This window comes from Paraflavitalea pollutisoli (assembly GCF_029360705.1).
GTDB lineage: Bacteria > Bacteroidota > Bacteroidia > Chitinophagales > Chitinophagaceae > Paraflavitalea > Paraflavitalea pollutisoli.
This window is the reverse complement of record NZ_JARKMX010000003.1, coordinates 25,462-45,435: the sequence shown is the minus strand read 5'-3', so window position 1 is coordinate 45,435 and position 19,974 is coordinate 25,462. Positions and strand designations below refer to the sequence as shown.

At 51.8% G+C, this 19,974-nt stretch carries 15 protein-coding genes; 7 read left to right on the top strand and 8 right to left on the bottom strand.

Going from position 1 to position 19,974, the window contains the following annotated elements; genetic code table 11:
• Positions 1–53 precede the first annotated feature (53 nt).
• Together P2W70_RS07935 and P2W70_RS07930 are read left to right on the top strand one after the other, a co-directional pair.
• Positions 54–476, top strand: a complete 423-nt coding sequence (locus P2W70_RS07935; protein ID WP_276480906.1) for a GNAT family N-acetyltransferase — start codon at positions 54–56, stop codon at positions 474–476.
• Positions 473–1,003: a GNAT family N-acetyltransferase gene (locus P2W70_RS07930; RefSeq protein WP_276480905.1), complete on the top strand. Its 531-nt coding sequence runs from the start codon at positions 473–475 to the stop codon at positions 1,001–1,003. The genes P2W70_RS07935 and P2W70_RS07930 overlap by 4 nt, the downstream gene beginning before the upstream one ends.
• Before the next feature lie 63 nt (positions 1,004–1,066).
• On the opposite strand, the gene P2W70_RS07925 is transcribed toward P2W70_RS07930, so the two are convergent.
• Positions 1,067–3,358 (bottom strand): DUF2339 domain-containing protein, encoded by a 2,292-nt coding sequence (locus P2W70_RS07925; protein ID WP_276480904.1) that lies wholly within the window; start codon positions 3,356–3,358, stop codon positions 1,067–1,069.
• Between the two features lie 50 nt (positions 3,359–3,408).
• Positions 3,409–3,849 carry a type I restriction enzyme HsdR N-terminal domain-containing protein gene (locus tag P2W70_RS07920; RefSeq protein ID WP_276480903.1) on the bottom strand — a complete coding sequence of 147 codons (441 nt, stop codon included), beginning with the start codon at positions 3,847–3,849 and terminating at the stop codon, positions 3,409–3,411.
• A 60-nt stretch (positions 3,850–3,909) separates the two neighbouring features.
• On the opposite strand from P2W70_RS07920, the gene P2W70_RS07915 reads away from it, so the two are divergent.
• Together P2W70_RS07915 and P2W70_RS07910 are read left to right on the top strand one after the other, a co-directional pair.
• Positions 3,910–4,680 (top strand): AMP nucleosidase, encoded by a 771-nt coding sequence (locus P2W70_RS07915; RefSeq protein WP_276480902.1) that lies wholly within the window; start codon positions 3,910–3,912, stop codon positions 4,678–4,680.
• A gap of 14 nt (positions 4,681–4,694) precedes the next feature.
• A complete protein-coding gene (locus P2W70_RS07910) occupies positions 4,695–6,431 on the top strand; it encodes an ABC transporter ATP-binding protein (protein WP_276480901.1) in 1,737 nt (578 codons plus the stop codon).
• Positions 6,432–6,492: 61 nt separating this feature from the next.
• Here P2W70_RS07910 and P2W70_RS07905 read toward each other — a convergent pair whose 3' ends face one another.
• The gene (locus P2W70_RS07905) at positions 6,493–10,497 is read right to left on the bottom strand and encodes a TraB/GumN family protein (protein WP_276480900.1); all 4,005 of its coding nucleotides are present in this window, start codon (positions 10,495–10,497) and stop codon (positions 6,493–6,495) included.
• 256 nt (positions 10,498–10,753) lie between these two features.
• On the opposite strand from P2W70_RS07905, the gene queA reads away from it, so the two are divergent.
• Entirely contained in the window at positions 10,754–11,803 is a 1,050-nt protein-coding gene (gene queA, locus P2W70_RS07900) for a tRNA preQ1(34) S-adenosylmethionine ribosyltransferase-isomerase QueA (RefSeq protein WP_276480899.1), read from the top strand.
• A gap of 167 nt (positions 11,804–11,970) precedes the next feature.
• Positions 11,971–13,104: a glycosyltransferase family 4 protein gene (locus P2W70_RS07895; RefSeq protein ID WP_276480898.1), complete on the top strand. Its 1,134-nt coding sequence runs from the start codon at positions 11,971–11,973 to the stop codon at positions 13,102–13,104.
• Positions 13,105–13,177: 73 nt separating this feature from the next.
• Here P2W70_RS07895 and P2W70_RS07890 read toward each other — a convergent pair whose 3' ends face one another.
• Complete coding sequence (locus P2W70_RS07890) at positions 13,178–13,639, bottom strand: hypothetical protein (RefSeq protein ID WP_276480897.1); 462 nt, start codon at positions 13,637–13,639, stop codon at positions 13,178–13,180.
• Between the two features lie 252 nt (positions 13,640–13,891).
• On the opposite strand from P2W70_RS07890, the gene P2W70_RS07885 reads away from it, so the two are divergent.
• Complete coding sequence (locus tag P2W70_RS07885; protein WP_276480896.1) at positions 13,892–14,824, top strand: alpha/beta hydrolase; 933 nt, start codon at positions 13,892–13,894, stop codon at positions 14,822–14,824.
• Positions 14,825–14,905: 81 nt separating this feature from the next.
• Here the strand turns inward: P2W70_RS07885 and P2W70_RS07880 are convergent, their stop codons facing one another.
• The 4 genes from P2W70_RS07880 to P2W70_RS07865 form a co-directional block, all read right to left on the bottom strand.
• Entirely contained in the window at positions 14,906–15,682 is a 777-nt protein-coding gene (locus tag P2W70_RS07880; RefSeq protein ID WP_276480895.1) for a hypothetical protein, read from the bottom strand.
• A gap of 59 nt (positions 15,683–15,741) precedes the next feature.
• Entirely contained in the window at positions 15,742–17,004 is a 1,263-nt protein-coding gene (locus P2W70_RS07875) for a carboxypeptidase-like regulatory domain-containing protein (RefSeq protein ID WP_276480894.1), read from the bottom strand.
• A 314-nt stretch (positions 17,005–17,318) separates the two neighbouring features.
• Positions 17,319–18,632: an aspartate kinase gene (locus tag P2W70_RS07870; RefSeq protein WP_276480893.1), complete on the bottom strand. Its 1,314-nt coding sequence runs from the start codon at positions 18,630–18,632 to the stop codon at positions 17,319–17,321.
• A 205-nt stretch (positions 18,633–18,837) separates the two neighbouring features.
• Entirely contained in the window at positions 18,838–19,917 is a 1,080-nt protein-coding gene (locus P2W70_RS07865; protein ID WP_276480892.1) for an Ldh family oxidoreductase, read from the bottom strand.
• Positions 19,918–19,974: the final 57 nt, after the last annotated feature.

Below are 19,974 nucleotides of genomic sequence, written 5' to 3'. Positions count from 1 at the left end.
CGGCCGCAAGCTGCTCAAAAAAGTGCTACTTTCGTGCTAACAAGCGATAGCCCATGTATCAGATAAGCCTTATTCCCAAGGACCAACTGCATACGATCATCCCCCTCCTGCGCATCCTGAACGATGCGATCGATGAACGCACCCTGCAAGAAAGGCTGGAAGATATGCAGCAACGCAATTATGTCTGCGCCGGGGTCTATGACCAGCAACGGCTGATCGGCATTTGCGGCCTGTGGATACTCAACAAGTATTATGTCGGCAAGCACATTGAACCCGACAATGTGATGATATTGCCCGAATACAGGAGTAAAGGTGTTGGCGAACAAATGATGGAATGGGTATACGAATATGGCCGTTCACAAGGCTGCATCGCCTCCGAACTCAACTGCTATGTGACCAACGATAAAGGCATTCGGTTCTGGCTCAACCAGGGTTACCGGATCATTGGCTTTCACTGTCAAAAGAAACTGTTATGACCATTGAAAACTCCCATATCTCCCTGCGTCCCGTACAGGTACATTTTCTCGAAATGCATGAGCAGCCCATCAGTAGCATACCCGCCGCCTTTGCCCTCGACTTTCAGTTGTGGCCCAAACCCATTTCGGTAGAAGCCTACCGCAATTTCTACTACGGTGTCGGCCGCCAATGGTATTGGCTCGACAGGATGCTGATGGAAGACGGCGTACTGGCCGAAAAGATCAATGCCGCCAACGTCGATATCTACGTACTGCATATCGACGGACAACCCGCCGGCTTTGCCGAATTCGTACGGGAAAAAGATTATGTGGAGATCTTGTATTTTGGCCTGCTGCCCGATTTCATCGGCAAAGGGTATGGACATTATTTTCTGCAAACGGTGATCGCCCAGGCCTGGAGTTACCATCCCCACCATGTTCAGCTCAATACCTGTGAACTGGACCACCCCAATGCATTGCATATATACCGTAAGGCAGGCTTTCAGCTGGTGCGTACCGACCTGGAAGACCGGAAGATCCTGCGTTAAGATTCATGCAGTGACCCGTCGACAATCGTGTGGCAGTCCGAATACCCCCGCGTAATCCCAAGCCTATAAAGAGCTGTCGGTCGGCAGCTGCTGTTGTGCGCCCAATTTCTCCTCACCAAACAGCGCTTCCTTGTACTTGTTATACAAAAAGGAAACGAGCAGGAGGATCACGCCCAGTACGATGAAAGAAATCGTTTTGGTAATGGTGCCGGAACCCGACAGGTCATTTACAAACAATTTGGCTGTAGTAAGGATGAACAGCGCGATGGCCGCCAGCCGCATGAAGCGGTCTTTGCGCCGGATGCCCAATATGACCAGCGTCAGCGCGCATAAGCCCCACACAACACTCAACCCTACTTTGTCGCGCTCCTGCACGCCGGCAATGGTTGTCCAATAAAGGTACTCGTAACTGCAGGCGGCCAACAGAGCGGCATAAACCAATTGCTGCCAGGCGATGGAGATAAAAGGATCGATTACATACAGCCGCACCACCCGGTGGCCCATGATCAGGAGCCACGCAAATAAGGCAATCGCAACATATCGCATCAGCACATAACCCACATGGCCTCCATGCTGAAACCAGCCAGCAGCCAGCTCATTCAGATCGCCCCAGGCATCGAAACAAAACAGGATGGCCAATATCAGAACGCCGACCAACGAAGCACTGGCCAGCCACCGGTTGCGTATCCACCGTTCGTTGAGGAACATGACAACGAAGGCATAAGTCAGGGAATAGAGAAACAATATGCTTTTTACACGCAGGTCATTGTGCGTATCTTGGTCCCACAAATTGTCACGCAGCTCCACGAAGAACAGGCTATAACTGCAGGCCAGCAGGATGGCTGGTACCATATAGTCGAAAAAGGCCGTCCATCCGGATCGGTTTTCCGGCAGTGTTTTCCACCTGGGTTGCCGGCTCATCCAGCACATAACGCCCATCACCAGGTTGACAAACACGCCTGAATAAAAGACGGCATTCCGGAATGGCCCGGCCTCTGCCGCGTTAAGACCTGGCTCTGTGCGATCTTGAATCATGCTCACAATAGTCAGCAGCAACATAGCCGCTGCCAGCTTTTCGTACATTTCGGAGCGCTGCTGCCGGGCAATGATGAACAACAGCAGGGCTTCGCAGGCCCACAACATAGTGACCCAGTTGCCATCGAGCTGTACGGGAATGGCGATGGTAAGAAATACGATAAAAAGACCAAAAACAAAATAGTACAGGGCTTTGTCGGCAAGTCCCATCCGGCGGATCACGATACTTACCGCCAGGTGTACCAGGGCATTCGTCAACGTAAACAAAGCAGGCCACAACGGCGTAGTAGTATTCACGTTCAGGATGGCATAGCCCAGTAGGAAAAATATAAACGAATTCGATAGCAACAGCAATATATCACCGATATCGTATTGCTCTTTTTTGATCAGTTTGTACGCCAGGAAAGTTGCATAGAAAAGGAGGAAAAAGGCCGTCAGGAAGATCATGGCCGGTGTGGTATGGCTTCCTTCGTTGAATTCCAGGAAAAACCAGGCCGCAAAGATGCTCCAGGTAGCCACATACGCCAGGTAGAACAAAGATTTCCAATAACGGTAGAAAGACAAAACGAGTATACCCGCATTGATGAACAGGATATAGCCAAAGAGCAGGTCGAAACGCCCCAAGTTGTTGCTGAGCAGAAAGGGGATGGCATAGGCGCCTACCAGCGCCAGGTAAGCGATGATCACCTGGTTGTACCAAAGTGCAGCATACACAATACCACCGCTGAGCAACACCATCATACCAAAGGCAACTGGCTGCGGCAACAATTGATAGAAACTCCAGGCAATATAGGTCATGATGTAGAGCACACACAACCCACCACCCATCAATACTGAACTATAAACAGTGTACTTTTTACGGAGCCAGACTGCCACACCTACCAGAGCTGCTCCGCACAAATATCCCAACAGGATACGGGTAACCGGGCTGATGAGCTCATGCTCGATCGCAAACCGTGCACCGATAAAGATGCCGACGATCGTGATCAGGATGCCGACCTTGCTGGCAACGTTCTTACCGATAAATTCTTCGAAGGAAAAACGGGATTGATCAGCGCGGACTGTTGGCCTTGGCAAAGGTGCTGTAGTGGCGGCAGGCTTGCGGGAGGGGGCCGCAATCACGCCTGGAACTTCTTTTACCGGCAACGGTGGGGCGGTAGTGACAGCCGCTGAGACAACACCGGTTTGCTGTACCTGCTGTTTCAACGCGTCCAGCTCATTCATCAGAGCCAGCAATTGCCTGCCCAAGTGATTCTGCTGTGCAGCCAGCTCATTGATGTGCCGTGTCAGTTCGTCGATTTTTTGCTGGAGAATGTCCATGGCAGCCGTTTTGAGTGTATAAAGTAAATACAAAAACGGCAGCGGGCATACTAATTTGTGAAGACCGGCAATTGTTCGATCGGCTGCAACTGGTGACCCTGTTTTTCGAATCCGGCACAGTAGTGTCCGTTGGTAATGATCATAAAGGGTACGGGGATCGCGATATTGTACCGAAGTACCTGTTGCAGCACACTGTTGTCGAGCTCTACCTCCATCGCCTTGCATTCCACCATCAGCCACGGCTGGTGCTGCCGGTTGTACACGAGGATATCGAAGCGCTTCTTCAGCTCGCCCAGGCGCAGTTCACGCTCCACGGCAATGAGCGAAGCCGGATACTGCATGGTCTGCACCAGGTATTGCAGGAAGTTTTGCCGCACCCACTCTTCCGGGGTAAGCCGGGTCCATTGCCGCCGCAGCTCATCAAAGATGAACTCCCTGCCTTCTTCTTCCCGGATGCGATATGGATAGGATGGATACTCGATGCGGATCATGGCTCAAATCTACACCGCAGGGGGAAATAATCGGAAAAAACCCGAAATTACACACTCAATATGAAGACAAAAGAAGATATCGTACACAACTGGCTACCCCGGTACACCGGCGAAGCCCTGCAGAACTTTGGCAAGTATGTCCTGCTTACCAACTTCAGCAATTATGTGAGGATGTTTGCGGAATGGAACAACGTACCGATCATCGGGCTCGACAGGCCCATGCAATGTGCTACTGCCGACAACATCACCATCATCAATTTCGGCATGGGTAGCCCCACTGCTGCTACGGTGATGGACTTGCTGACAGCCATCGAGCCCGAGTCGGTGCTCTTTCTCGGCAAATGCGGCGGCCTGAAGAAACGCAACAATATCGGCGACCTCATATTGCCCATCGCTGCCATTCGCGGAGAAGGAACTTCCAACGACTACTTCCCTCCCGAAGTACCTGCCCTGCCGGCGTTTGCCCTGCAGAAAGCCGTATCGACCACCATCCGCGATTACGGTGTCGACTACTGGACCGGCACGGTATATACCACCAACCGGCGGGTATGGGAACATGACGAGCATTTCAAAGAATACCTGCAACGCATCCGCGCCTACGCCATCGATATGGAAACGGCCACGATCTTCTCCGTAGGCTTCTTCAACAAGATACCGACCGGTGCCCTGCTGCTGGTGAGCGATTCGCCCATGATACCGGAAGGGGTGAAAACCGAAGAAAGTGATAAAGCCGTGACTGCTCAGTACGTAGAACGTCACCTGCGCATTGGGATCGATTCATTAAAGCAACTGATCAACAACGGCCTCACGGTCCGACACCTGAAATTCTGATAAAGCCCGTACCCATGGCATTGCCCCTGTTACAAGTCAACAACCTGCAGGTCGATTTCGTCACCGAGATCGGCACCACTACTGCCGTCAACAATATCTCCCTCGAAGTACAGCGGGGAGAGATCGTGGCCATCGTAGGAGAGTCAGGCTCCGGCAAATCAGTGACCTCGCTTTCTATCCTGCAGTTGTTACCTACGCCACCGGCCCGGTATACGCAGGGGAGTATACTTTTTGCTCCCGACGGACAACACCCCATCAACCTGCTGCACCAAACGCCCGACCAGTTGCGCGCTATCCGAGGCAACCAGATCGCCATGATCTTCCAGGAGCCGATGACCTCGCTCAATCCTGTGTTTACCTGCGGCGACCAGGTCATGGAAGCCATTCGCCTGCACCGGAAGTTATCGAAGGCCGCAGGCACGCAAAAGACCATCGAACTCTTCGGGCAGGTCAAGCTGCCCAACCCGGCGCAACTCTTTCACCGCTATCCACACCAGCTGAGCGGCGGGCAAAAACAACGCGTCATGATCGCCATGGCCATGAGCTGCGAACCGGATCTGCTGATCTGCGACGAGCCTACCACCGCACTCGATGTGACCGTACAAAAGACCATTCTGCAACTGATCAAATCGCTGCAACAAACGGCACAGATGGGCGTCATCTTCATCACACACGACCTGAGCGTAGTGGCAGAAGTAGCCGACCGGGCTGTGGTCATGTACAAGGGCGCCATCGTAGAACAAGGACGGGTGGCCGACCTCTTCACCCATCCCCAACATCCCTATACCCGCGGGTTGCTGGCCTGCCGGCCTGTTTTGCACCCCAAAGGGGAGCGCCTGCCGGTAGTCAGTGATTTCCTGGAAGGACGTCGCGATTCGCTCGACAGTATCCTGCAACAGGCAGGCAACCGGGAAGCCATGATAACCCCGGCCATCACCAGCGCAACCAAAACGAGGCAACCACTGCTGCAAGTAGAACACCTCAGTGTATGGTATCCCTCCAGAAAATCCTTTCTGGGCAAACCATTGGAGTATACCAAGGCGGTCAACGACGTCAGTTTTGAAGTATATAAAGGGGAGACGCTAGGACTTGTCGGAGAATCCGGCTGCGGCAAATCGACACTCGGCCGCGCGGTATTGCGGCTGATAGAGCCTACCAAAGGACGGATACTATACGATGGCGTTGACCTCACTGCCAAAAAAAGAGATCAACTCACCGACCTCCGCAAAGATATACAGATCGTTTTCCAGGACCCCTACTCGTCGCTCAATCCGCGGCTCACAGTTGGCAGTGCGATCGCCGAACCGCTCAAAGTTCATAAGCTCCTGTCTGGCGAACGCCAGCGAAAAGACAAAGTAATTGAGCTGTTGGAAAAGGTGAACCTCAAAGCGGAGCATTTCGACCGCTATCCCCATGAGTTTTCGGGTGGCCAGCGACAACGCATCGTGATCGCCCGCGCCCTGGCACTCAACCCCGACTTTGTGGTATGCGATGAGTCCGTATCAGCCCTGGACGTCAGTGTACAGGCACAGGTACTCAACCTGCTCAATGACCTGAAACAGGAATTTGGCTTTACGGTCATTTTTATTTCGCACGACCTGTCGGTCGTACGTTATATCAGCGACCGCATCATGGTGATGAACAAAGGACAGATTGAAGAGATAGGGCCTGCAGAAGAAGTCTACTTCCATCCCCAACAAGCCTATACAAAGCAACTGATCGAATCGATCCCCAAAGGCATGTTGGGTTGATTAAAGACACAAGGACCCACCGTCACCGATGAGTCCTTGTAGTAACATATTGATCAGTGCATTAATCGCGGAATCTTCTTCGCTTTACCGCCTCCGCGAGATAAGCCTTCGACAGCCGGTAGTTGCGGGCTTCATAAAACTCTTCCGCAATCGGCTCCCGTGAGTTCACCATCTCTTTCAATATTTGCTCCAGTTGCTTTTTGATAGGCTCGTCGGGATTCAGCTTACGTGCTTCGCTGGTCGTGAACGTATCATTATCCACATTCACTTCACCAGCATGCTGCGGCTGCATACCCACCGCAGCCAGTTGCCAGTGTACATCATCCCGCATCAATTTGTATTTGTAAAAATGTACCCAGCCTTTTTTACCTTCCTCTGTCACGGGTAATTTATCGAGGTACACGAGCGTATCCGCTTTTTCCAGCCGTTCCGACCGGTTGATCAGGAGACTCCGGGTCATGTCTTGCTGGTTTTTATATTTTGCGGGAAACTGAGCGGTCAAGCCCAGCACTTCGAGGTCGCCATACAGTTCACTGCGGTATTGATCGAGTGCTGCATACTTGAGGAATAGCGAATCGGGTACAGGCTGCTTCTTCCGCAGCAGGAAGATGAAGGTATTGTACAGCAGGCGGCGATCGGTGGTTTGCATCAACTGGTTGAAGAAGGTCTGCACCCCTGCATTCTTTTCCCGGAAAGGAAACAATAACGTAGCATATTGCTCCAGGTCTTCGTTGCCTTCATCCAGGTTATCCTCTTCGTCTTCATCCTGCACGCGGTACCTGCCTGCCGGGACCTGATCCTTACGGGCCGCTTTTTCCATCTGCGCCCGGCTTTCTCCGGCCAGCTGTTTTTTCAGCATGCGCTTGCCATCGAGGTACAATTTGCTGAAATAAGGTTCATAGTCGGCCGCTTTCACCAGGCCGCTATCCACCAGGGTGGTCAGCAGTCCCAACACACTGGTTTCATAATCGTCGATATGTACAAGCTGCAACAGATCCGGAAAGATGGTTTGGGTGAGCGCCAACGAATCTTCCAGGCCATACCAGCTGCCCTCCGGGCGGTAGGCACGGCGCGTGGTCACGGTCACGGAACTTCCCCCCTTCCAACTTCTTCTGTTCGTGTATATGTCATCGTACGACTCTTCATCATCTTCGATCGGTGGCTCTTCCAGCATCAGGTCTTTGAAAGCGGCCAATGACCGGCGGGTCTTTTGCCGGGTGAGTGCCTTCAGGATCACTTGCTGGAATTCGGTCGTGTCCTGCACTTTTCCATATAAGGATGCCAGGTAGGTGGTCACTGCCGTATCCGGGAACCGGCCCAGGTCCTGCAGCAATGATTTTTTGGTCGCCATATAATTGGGAACATTCCAGGTGATGGAGTCGATCGCCTGGCGGATCAGGGGAACATCTACCGAATCAAACAACTTGGCCTGTAGTGCCAGCGATGCTTTACGGGCAACGATCGAGTCTTTACCCAGGAGTTCCTGTACCAAACGGGCTGTTTTACGGGTAAACAAGGAATTTCCGGCCAAGGTATCGACGGGTCGGAAGCTGGCGTAGAAATCCCGCAGGAATGGACCTGGCCCGCTAACGGTATCGGTTATAGCGACCAGTTGAAACAGGTGATTGTCTTTCAGGACCGTTTTCACCAACAACAAACGGGAGCTGCTGGTATCGGTATAATGCGTTTCGCCCTGCAGGATACCTCCCGGCACTATTTCCGACTGCTGGTACCTGATCACGAAGGCACTGTCTTCATCCCAGGGATGGTTGAAATAAGCCTTTTTGAAAGCAGCAGTATCACGCCAGTAGGCATGGGTTGAGAAGCGCTCGTAAAACACCATCACCTTTTCACCAATGCTATCGTTGCCGACCACCGACATCTTCTCTTTATGTGCGTCGCGGTATTCGTAGCTATCCTTGTCGGCCAGGGCCATCTCGTAGAGATCGTCCATGTCGACAGTCGCGGGCTTTTTACCAGCATAGGGTGCAACAGACGCTTTCACCCGGTAGTACATGGTACTGTCATCGTAGGATTGCGCGGCTGGATATACGTAAGGTTGTATGGTAAATGATTCGATAAAACGGCGCACATTGGCATTTTCTTTCTTGTAGCGGGCGATCACCACATAATACTGCGCTCCCCGTATCAGGTAACGCACGGTGCTGAAGCTGCCGTCCTTATGCCGGTATTGCACTTCCAGCGCAGGGTATTTGCCGGCACTCGTGAATTTTCTCTTGATCTCTTTATCAATGTGCACGGAAAAAGCATAGCTTTCTTCCATCATCGACAGCTCGAAACTGTCTTTACCCAGGAATCCATGGTTGTGCAGGTTGACCTTCATGATGAGGTAGCTGTTGCCATCCTGCGCATCCCAGGTACTGTATTCCAGGCGGTTGGTCCCTATATTGTTATCGCGCAACAGCACAGGCACCTGTGGCAGCTGTACACTAAAGCCACCGGTAGCGGGCTGCCAGGCCTGCCAGTTGGTGGCCGGGTATTCTTTCAGGCGGATAGACTGAAAATAGCGATCGGCTTCGGTTCCCTGCGTTACATATTCGCCATTGCCACTGATCTTGAAAACGATCATTTCAAAGGGCGTTATGTAAATGTTGTAGCGCTGGTAGTCGCCACGACGGGTCCGGTTCACAATATCGTATCCCTTGTAGCCATTTTTGCTGATGGCGGTTTTGCGTACCAACTTACCCGGGATATGCTCGTACAACAGGCTGTCGAGCCGGGATAGTGTCTGCTCGGCACTGTGACCCAGGGCCAGGCTATTGGTCTTGATGCGGGTTACCATGTAGTAAGCCCCATTGACCAGGTCGGCATATTGCAACACATCCATACCACTCCATTCTGTAAAGCGGTAAAATTGTTTACCGGGTATCGATACCTGGTAGGCACCGTCATCCGGCTGCTGGTTGACCATCGCATGTACCAGCCGGGTCTTTTCAATGGAGTCCTTTTGCAGGCTGTTGCGGTCGTCCATGAATACCGGACGGAGGGTATATCCCATATCCCGTAACATTTCGATCACGCCTCTTTTACCGGGCAGGTGGGCGGCCCCCACGCCTACAAACAGCGACTGCTTACGGATGATGGAGTCGATGGAGTTGGCTTGTATCTCATTGCGCTTATAGAGGAATTTTTCCTGGAAGGCATCGGAGGTCACGGAGAGTCCCTGGAGGGAATCGAGCAGGTCGAGGTCACCGCGGCGGTAAGCCTCTTCCAGCTTGCGTGGGTTGGTCATATTGCTCTCGCGGTCGTAGCTCTTGCGTTTGCGTTTCTCGTCTCGGGCCATATCCATGTAAGCTTCCATGACGAGTTTCTCGCTCTCTTCAAAATTCTCTACCCCACTCAGGCGCTTGCCCAGCTTTTTACCGACCTGGAAGATGTACATATCGAGAAAAGTATCTTCTTCGAAGTCTTCGGTCTCGGAACCATAAGTCCGGTACAGCATACCGTTGATCATGGAGGGTTCTACGGAAAGTGCGGCTTTTACCGTCTCGTCGTAGTTGTCGACCGCAAACGTGCTGATCCACATGGGCGAAGCGAAACTGTTCCAGCGTTCGCGGGCGTTGTATTTGTCCCGGCCACCACCGCGGTTGCCCAGGAAAGGCGATTTGCTATAGTCTTCCTGCCAGGTTTCGGGGTTGGTTTCCAGCGCTACGACATCGGCGTTGCGGATGGCATTGTAAAAAGCATCACCGAGGTGAAAGGCCATTTTATCGCTCACATGCATCGTACCAAACAGGTAAGACGGTTTGGTCATGCCTTTGCCGGTGATCTCCCAAAGCAGGCTGGGATATTTGCGGGGCGCCTCTTTAAAGGGCGGCAGCGTTGCTGTAACGGCCGTCTTAGCGGCAGTGGTCCGCTTGCCTTTCGATGGGGGCGACGTTTGCCGGGCCTGGCTAGACACGGAAGCCATACAAAGAAAAACAGAGAGAACGATCGTTGCTTTCATACTAATGGATGGGTTTACAGAAGCGCCGGGCAGGTAAAAGGTGGCATGATAACCGGTGCGGCGGTTTGTAGGGAAGATGCTAAAAATGGCCGAGAGCATAAAATATTTGCTGATTTTCTTTTAGTTAAACGCCATTTTGTGAGAAATGGGGCATTTATGCCGCGACTTTTTTCTTTATTTTTTCTTATGGCCTTTATTTGCTACCTTCGCCCGCTTGAAAATTATGCCTGACATGCTATCAAACCTGGTGCCGTAAGACCTGGTTTGTCCGGAGCAATCTTCGCGATGTACCCGCTCTTACTTCACAGCTTGGTATCATGTGGCTACCTACCGTAATAAAATTGTTATAATTCACATGAAACTGTCACAGTTCAGGTTTGATCTGCCACTCAATTTAATCGCCCAACACCCTACGAAGAAACGCGAAGATGCCCGCCTGATGGTGGTTCATCGCAAGACCGGCAACATCGAGAACAAACATTTCCGTGATATCATGGATTACTTCGACGACAAAGACGTGTTTGTTGTCAACAACACCAAAGTATTCCCTGCCCGTATGTACGGCCGCAAGGAAAAGACCGGTGCCAAGATCGAAGTATTCCTGTTGAGAGAACTGAACAAGCCCAATAGATTATGGGATGTGATCGTTGATCCTGCCCGTAAGATCCGTGTAGGCAATAAACTTTACTTTGGAGAGAACGACGAACTGGTAGCAGAAGTGATCGACAACACCACTTCCCGCGGCCGCACCATCCGTTTTCTGTGGGATGGCACCGACGATGAGTTCCGCCAGATGCTGGAATTCCTGGGTGAAACGCCCCTCCCCAAGTACATCAAGCGCAAACCGGAAGCAGAAGATAAAGAACGCTTCCAGACCGTATATGCCAAGCACGAAGGCGCTGTAGCGGCTCCTACTGCTGGTCTGCACTTCAGCATCGAGCTGATCAAAAGGTTGGAAATTAAGGGTATCCGCTTTGCGGAAGTAACCCTCCACACCGGCCTCGGCACCTTCCGCCCTATCGAGGTAGAAGACCTCAGCAAACACAAAATGGATGCTGAATACTATCGCATCGAAGAGAGCGCCTGTAACATCGTCAACAAGGCGATCGAAGGCGGTCACCGTATCTGCTCGGTAGGTACCACTACCATGCGGGCACTGGAATCTTCTTACACTGCGCAGAAGCTGTTGAAACCTTCCGAAGGCTGGACCAATATTTTCATCCACCCGCCTTACCAGTTCAACATTGCCGACGCCCTGGTGACCAACCTGCACCTGCCCAAGACCAGCCTGCTGATCATGACCTGCGCTTTTGCCGGTTATGACCTGGCCATGGAAGCCTACAAAAAGGCCATCAAGGACAAGTACCGCTTCTTCAGCTATGGCGATGCGATGATCGTTATCTAAAAAGCACCCGGACCATTCCGGTTACGATACAAGGGCGCCCTGCGGCGCCCTTTCTTTTTGCCATGGGCGGTACAACCACCCACCGATCAACATAACAATAGCGTAATTGAGGCTTTTCGGCCGATGGCTTTTAATTCCTGCGCCCTTGTATTACTTTCGTACCCGATATGATCCAGACTCCAAAAATTCGCATCCTCGAAACGATCCGCCAGGGGCAGATCGGCGGCGGTGAAAGCCACCTCCTCAGCCTCGTCGAAAACCTCGACAAGACACGTTTCGAACCCGTAGTCCTTTCCTTTACCGACGGCCCCATGGTCGACCGGCTCAAAGCGATGGGCATACAGACCGAAGTGATCTATACCGAGAAGCCCTTCGACATCAGCAAGTGGAAACGCGTAAAGTCGTTCATAGAGACGAATAAGATCCAGTTGGTGCATGCCCATGGCACCCGTGCCAACAGCAACGTATTCTGGGCCACCAAGCGGCTGCGGCTGCCCCTGGTGTACACCATTCACGGCTGGTCATTCCACGACGACCAGAACCCGCTGATCAAAAAAGTAAGGGTCATGGGCGAGCAGCTGCTCACCCGCAAATCGGACATCAATATCTCGGTATCGGCTTCCAACCAGCAAAGCGGTAAGAACTATTTCAATGGCTTTGAATCGGTGGTAGTCAATAATGGTATAGACCTGCAAAAATTCAATCCCGAGCGCACTTTCAACCGGGTACGTGCAGAACTGGGAATTCCCCAGGATGTAACCCTCGTGCTCTTCGTAGCCCGGTTCATTCACCAGAAACAGCCCCTGAAACTGATCAGTGCTTTTGCGAAAGCAGTCAAACAATTGCCCTCCCTGCGCCTGCTGATGGTGGGCGACGGCGACCAGAAAGCCGAAGCCCTGGAGATGGTACAACAATTGGGTATTGCCGACCAGGTGATCTTTGCCCCTTTCCGGCAGGATGTACCCGATGTGCTGGCTGCTGCAGACATCTTCGTATTGCCCTCATTGTGGGAAGGACTGCCTATTGGTTTGCTCGAGGCCATGGCCATGGGCAAGGCGATCATCGGTACTAAAGTCGATGGCACGTCCGAAGTGATACGGCACGATGTAAACGGCCTGTTGTTGCCCGTAGAAACACTGGATGAAACCTTACCACAAACCATACAACAACTGACTGACCCGGCCCTACGCCAGCGCCTGGGCCGCGAAGCCCGCGCTACGATCAGCAGCACTTACAGTGCCTCGACAATGACCCGGCAGATAGAGGGGTTGTATGATGGGTTGTTGAAGAAATATAGCTGAAGCGTTGTAACAAAAAAGGGCGAAGGATCGCTCCCCCACCCTGTATACATGCCAGCCGAAATAAACTTATTTATTATCTTCTGAACCTGAACACATAAGTTCTGTTACCATCGTACAGGTAAGCCTTGAAACGGTTGGTACCGGTGAAGACGATCTCGTCAAAAAACTCGGTACGCATATCGTGGTTGGTAAAGTCTGTCACGTTCATCGACAGGGTACGTACAAAACGACTATCGCACATTGAATTACCATACTCGTCGACATAACAGTCGGGAATATTGCGTTTGCGGATATCCCAACGGCCTTCATAAAATCCGCCACCACCATCTTCATATTCCAGGCGGCCATTACCGTAGAACGTAAACCGCCCGCCGGTAAAATCGAGGTTCGTACTGCCAAAGCCTACTTTATCCACGTCGGTGAGTTCCCACACACCTTCAATGCGGTCATCGTATGGCTTGAGGATATCTTTGCTACAACCGGTAAACAGGAGGAGCATCACTAACAAGGTTGAAAGGGAGTAAAGCTTTTTCATAAACGCTGGTTTATTGTATGACCTGAAGGTATACCCATTAGTTACATGAGTCAATGGCCCCAACCGGCATTTAACGAATCCTTCTGTAAAAGAAAAGCCAATGCCGGGGCGGGTTTCGTTACCAGGCACATCACTTTACCGGCACTCCAAAACAATACGGCAAAGAGCCGCAATCGATCCCGGTAGTTAAGCTATGGCTGCATTCGGCAGAAGCCCCCGTTTTGCCTTATATTTGGTCATCAACAACACCATATGAAACGAACGCTCGCGCTATTATCCTTTTCCGCACTCGTACAATTCGCCATGGCACAAACCACTTTCCCCCTGTATCCCGATACCATTCCCAACGCCCGGCCAACGGTCGATAAAGAAAGCTCGGTAGTAGGCCCCAACGATACCAAACTGCGCATCAGCAATGTGTCACGGCCTACCCTCACCGTTTATGAGGCACCCAAAGACAAGGCCAATGGAACAGCCGTGATCGTTTGTCCCGGTGGTGGCTATGCTATACTCGCCGCCAGCCATGAAGGGGCTGATGTGGCCCGTAAGTTCAATGAACTCGGGGTTACCGCATTCGTATTGAAATACCGGCTCCCCAGCGATAGCACCATGATCAATAAAGAATACGGTCCCCTGCAAGATGCGCAGCAGGCCATCCTCGTGGTACGGCAACGGGCTACGGAATGGGGTGTCGATCCGAAGAAAGTCGGCATTATGGGCTTCTCCGCCGGCGGTCACCTCGTATCTACGGTAGCCACCCATTTCCAATACAACTATGTGACGAATGAACCCTATAAGAAGCTGTCTAAAAAGATTCCCGTGCGGCCAGACTTCGTGATACTGGGCTACCCGGTCATCAGTTTCTCCGACAGCCTGGCGCACAAAGGATCCCGCACCAACCTGATCGGCGCTAATCCCTCGCCTGAAAAGATCACTGCTTACTCCAATGAACTGCAGGTAACCAAATGGACGCCGCCTACCTTCCTGGTACACGCCAAAGACGACAAAACGGTGGTAGTAAAGAACAGTGAAGTGTTTTACGCCGCTTTGCAACAGCATAAAGTACCTGCGGAATTATACCTGTATGAAAAAGGAGGTCACGGCTTCGGTATGATCAACAATACCAGTGATGTGAAATGGATGGACCTGCTGGCCGACTGGATGAAGAAACACAAGTGGTTGTAAGCACACTCAATAGTAGCCAGTAAACATCATTGGCTGCCAGTTTTCGCCACCCAACGATAACAGGATGGATTGACCGGCGGGTCAATCCATTTTATTTTGCATCTGTTGAAAAGCGGAGATGAACATCTTGAACTTGTTATCCGACTTGGCCCAGGCAATACGCTTGTAGGTAAAGAAATAATGCAGCTTCTCCCAGGCTTTATAGGCATCTGCTTCATCAAAGAAATGACCGTTCCACTCGGCCGACCAGCGCTCAAACGGCAGCAATTCGAACCCATTGCCATAGATCTTGAGCGGTCCGGGTAAGCTGCGCACATCGAGGGTCGTCTTCTTGGTTTCCAGCCCCCAGGCGAAATACTTCTCCCAATACCTCAAATGGTTCTTCACACGAGCCAGGATCTCCGCATCATTTTCTCTATGGGTAGCCTTCACCCGCCATTGGTTATTGGCCAGTGAAAAGGGATTCTCTTCCTCCGGGAAGGTGTTGTTGGAGCCCTCGAACTTGAACATCGATTCATCTTTGTTACCCGGCAGCACATCTACGGCAATCTCATTGGGCGCTATCGCTTTCAGCACAATAGCGTGCTTCTTCTTGTTGGCGTCGGTCAATACAACAGCTTCATCGTTCAGCGTCCACGTGCCATACTGAAACCCCTGCAGGTCGGCCGTATACTTACCATCAAACTGCAGGTTGAGGAAGTTAACGGGCGACAATTCCGGGTCGCCTTTTCCCGTATGCGTCTTGGTATCATCGAACGTGTAAAACCAGACCTTGCACAACACATCGCGTTTGCTGGCGCATCCACACAAGGCGACAGCCGCCATCAGTAGCACGATCGGGAGGCGAAATAGAGACATGCAGACAGTATTTAGGAGTTCTTAAAACCTATCAACGAAAATCGGGACATAAACGTACATCAAGGTAATTCTTCCGGCTTATAATCAACCGGCAGCAGGTGGGCGATCTTTTCGCTCCAGGACCAATAACCCAGGGAGAAGAGCTCCTGGGGTGGAAAATAGGTACCGCTGGCTTCTACCAGCACCGGGTTGCCCTGCAACAATACGAGGCTACTCCGGGGGAACCAGGGCTTTCTGCGCTCCATATATTTATCCAGGTAACCCTGCTCTTCTTTTCCATTCTTATAGGTAATATGGAGGTAGTTGGGAAAAGACAGGATGATGCTGGAATCCTGCTGGCTCATGACACTATCCGCCGTCAACAAACCCGGGCTCACGACATCTTTAAAATCATCCTGGCGAAGTATGCTGGAATAATAAGCGCTCGAATCACTGACGATCCTTACTTCGCTGCCTGGTCGCATGATCATGCGTTGCTGGCCGGGCGCAATATTCCTGCGCAGCAAGGAGGCATATTCCTTTTTAACTCTTTCCTTCTCCAGGTTCGGCTCCTTGACCATCCGCTGTACATCAAATCCTTCTTCTTTCACCTTGTTGTTGTACAGCGCCCGCATAAAATGCATGATCGAGCCATTGTAAGCATGTTTTCTATTGACCAGCCACCGCCTCGGCACCCGGGAGCGATTCTCCGACATATCTTCGAACAGCGTATACCCGATATACAGCAGGGTACGCTCCTTCATGTTGTAGATGAAGTCTTCCAATTGATAACGCACCACGTACCCCAGGGCACGGTTCTCGATGATCAGAGGTTCATCGGCCACGGCAATCAACGTATTGGTCTTCCTCGAATAGCGGAAACGAACGGCGCTTTTATTCTTGATCTCGCACTGGCCCGAGGCAGCCGTGGTGCCGATAAAGCTTTCCGTAAACACCCTTCCCCAGTTGGCCCAGCCATTGGGGTCCCAGGGCTCTACCGTTACAGTCTCCAACTCCGTCGCTTTGGCGGTCATCAACAACCGTAAGGTGAGCGGCAATGAATCGGTACTAAAAGGATATACGATGGTATTGAATCCGATCGAAGAGATCACCAGGTCATAAGAACCTTTGGGAGGCAGGTTGGTGATGGTAAATTGGCCGGCAGCATTGGTGACTGTTCCGCTGGAAGTACCGCTGATGAAAATGCTGGCACTGGCAATCGGGCTATTGGTAGAAGCATTGATCACTGTGCCTGCAATACGGTTCCGCTCCTGTGCAACAAGGTGAGGGGCAAAACATACGATCAACAGGGTAACCCAGGCAATGTAAAAATAGTTTCTCAATGGTCTGTTGTAAGGTAAGGTAATTGACCGGTGCGGCTGCACCACGCCTGTGAGGGCCTGGTTGCCGGCTGGTGACCGGGTTTCATCGGGGCTAAGATAATAAAACAGTTTGGCCGGATATAGTTTATGCCCAAGAATATGGTATCCCTACCCATTTACCCGGTAGAATTACCTACCCACTATAATAAAATAATTAATATAACGGTGGACCCGAGCGCTGATCTTAGCGCTTTTTCCCATATGAAAGAAAAAAGCGTTGAAGCAGGCGAGCACCTATCTTCAACGCTTAGACGGATCAAAGTCCGGTCAATCTATTAATCGAGGTTGAACAATCCCTTGTTCAACAACTGCAAGGTCTGGGTTTTATAAGCAGAAGGTACCAGGATCGATACGTTGTGCTTGCTGCCGCCATAGCTCACCATGCTTACGGGTACTGGTACCAGTGCTTCGAACAGTTTGCTCAGCACGTTGGGTGTCTGCGCAATTTCGTTACCGACCACAGAGATGATCGTATGGTCTGTTTCTACTTCGATGGTTCCAAAGGGTTCCAGTTCTTTCACGATTGCCTTCAGGTGCGTACCGCTGTCGATGGTGACAGAAACGGCCACCTCCGAAGTGGTGATCATATCGATAGGCGTACGGTATTTCTCAAATACTTCGAAGATCTTCCGGAGGAAACCATAAGCCAGCAACATACGGCTGCTCTTGATGTTGATAGCGACGATGCCATCTTTCGCGGCAACAGCCTTAACGCCTACAGAACCTGCTTCCTGGCGGATGGTAGTACCAGCTGCCTGGGGCTCCATGGTATTCAGCAATTTTACCGGCACCTTTTGTTGCTGGGCAGGCCAGATACAGGTGGGGTGCAGGATCTTGGCACCGAAGTAAGCCAGCTCAGCCGCTTCTTCAAAGCTCAGCTGTTCAATGGGCTGTGTCTTCTTCACTACGCGGGGGTCATTGTTGTGCATACCGTCGATATCTGTCCAGATCTCACACACAGAAGCATTGACAGCAGCCGCAACGAGTGACGCCGTATAGTCACTGCCACCACGCTTCAGGTTGTCGACCTCGCCACGTACGTTGCGGCAGATATATCCCTGGGTGATAAACAGCTTTTTGTCTTTATGTTGTTCGAGAATGGGCATCAGCTTGGCACGGATGGCCGCCACCTGGGGCTCATCGTGAATATCGATGCTCATGAATTCCAACGCAGGCAATAAGGCATGGTCTACGCCTTTTTCACCGAGGTACACGCTGAACAGCTTGGTAGAAAGCAGCTCGCCCTGGGCAAGAATGTCCTTGCTCAGTGCTTCGCTGAATGATATCTTGAGGATGATGGTGAGAAATTCGAAATGCTCGGCAACGATGCTTTTCGCCTTGGCACGTGCAGCATCTGTTTTTACCAGATCAAGAATGAAAGCCTGGTAATGCGCTTCCAGCTTATCGATCTGTTGTTTGGCAGCTTCGCGGTCGCCGGAAGCCATCGCATCTCCGATAGAAACCAGTGCATTGGTGGTACCGCTGAGGGCACTCAAAACGACGATCTTGGATTCTGCATCTTTGGTGATCAATTCTGCCACCTGATGCATACGCTCCGGCTTACCTACTGAGGTACCGCCGAATTTCATAATTTTCATGGTTTTCTCTCCTGGGTCCGCCACTGGCGGAGTGTTTTATTGGGTAAAAAAAATACAAAAGCAGGCAAAGATAAGGGAGATTGCTTTTTCAGGGCCGGTATTTAGCATTTCCAGGTGCTTGCCAGCAGCTTCCTGCATAAGCATTTGATCGTCCTTGCTTTAGTCTATCTACAAGGTGGGCAATCAAACCGACTTGTTACAATTTGATGCCAAAACGTGCCCCCAGTGATTGCAAGTCTTCCGACACAGCAGTCAGCAGCGGTATCCCGTCCTGCAGTCGCTCCGCTTCCATCTCCCGCTCGGGATCGCCGGGGATCAGGACTTTCTCCTGCCCTGCTACAGGCTTTGCACTGCGGAAACGGCGTATCCACTTATCCATATGCAATTTGAAATCGTCGGCCGGACGGAACGCATCCACGCGCATGGCGCCAAAAAAGTGACCGATCCCTTTGCCGGGCATCTCAGTCGGCATGGGCACATAAGCCGGGAAAGGCGGTACCCAGGGCCCATAGTTGGCACCACTCAATACAGCCGAGAAGATATCAACCACAGCCCCCAAGGCATAGCCTTTATGGCTACCGTGCTCCCTATCGCCTCCCAATGGCAGCAAGGCGCCCCCCGACTTCAGTTCGTGGGGATTGATAGAGGGGTTCCCGTCCTTATCCTGGACCCAACCAGCAGGCGTTTCCTTATTCTTACGTTGCAATATCTCGAGTTTGCCATTGGCGGCCGTGGTCGTCGCCAGGTCAGCTACAAAAGCCGGTTCTTCCCCGGCAGGCACGGCCACGCAGATAGGGTTGGTGCCCAATAGCCTCTCTACAGAGAAGGTAGGTGCCACCAGCGGACTCGCATTGGTCATCGAAATGCCGATCATATCCTGTTGCAGGGCCATCATGGCATGGTAACCGGCAATGCCGAAGTGATTGCTGTTTTGCACGCTTACCCAGCCCGTACCGACCTGTTTAGCTTTATCGATCGCGACCTGCATCGCAAAGGGCGCTACAACGAGGCCCAGGCCACCATCCCCATCCACCACGGCCGTAGAAGGCGTTTCATGAATGATGCGGACATTGGGTTGTGTATTGGCACGTTTGGCTTCCCACAGGCGTACGTAGCCCGTAAGGCGGGCCACCCCATGCGAATCGACACCCCGCAGGTCGGCAGACAACAACACTTTTGTAGCAATATCGGCATCCCCTTCGGAGCAACCAATGTGTTGGAATACTGCTTTCGTAAAGTCAAACAACTGCTGGTAAGGATAGATCGTTTCTGCCATCTTCGAGGTATGTAATAATAGATTATTGAATGATTGATCGCTGTACGTTGACCGGTA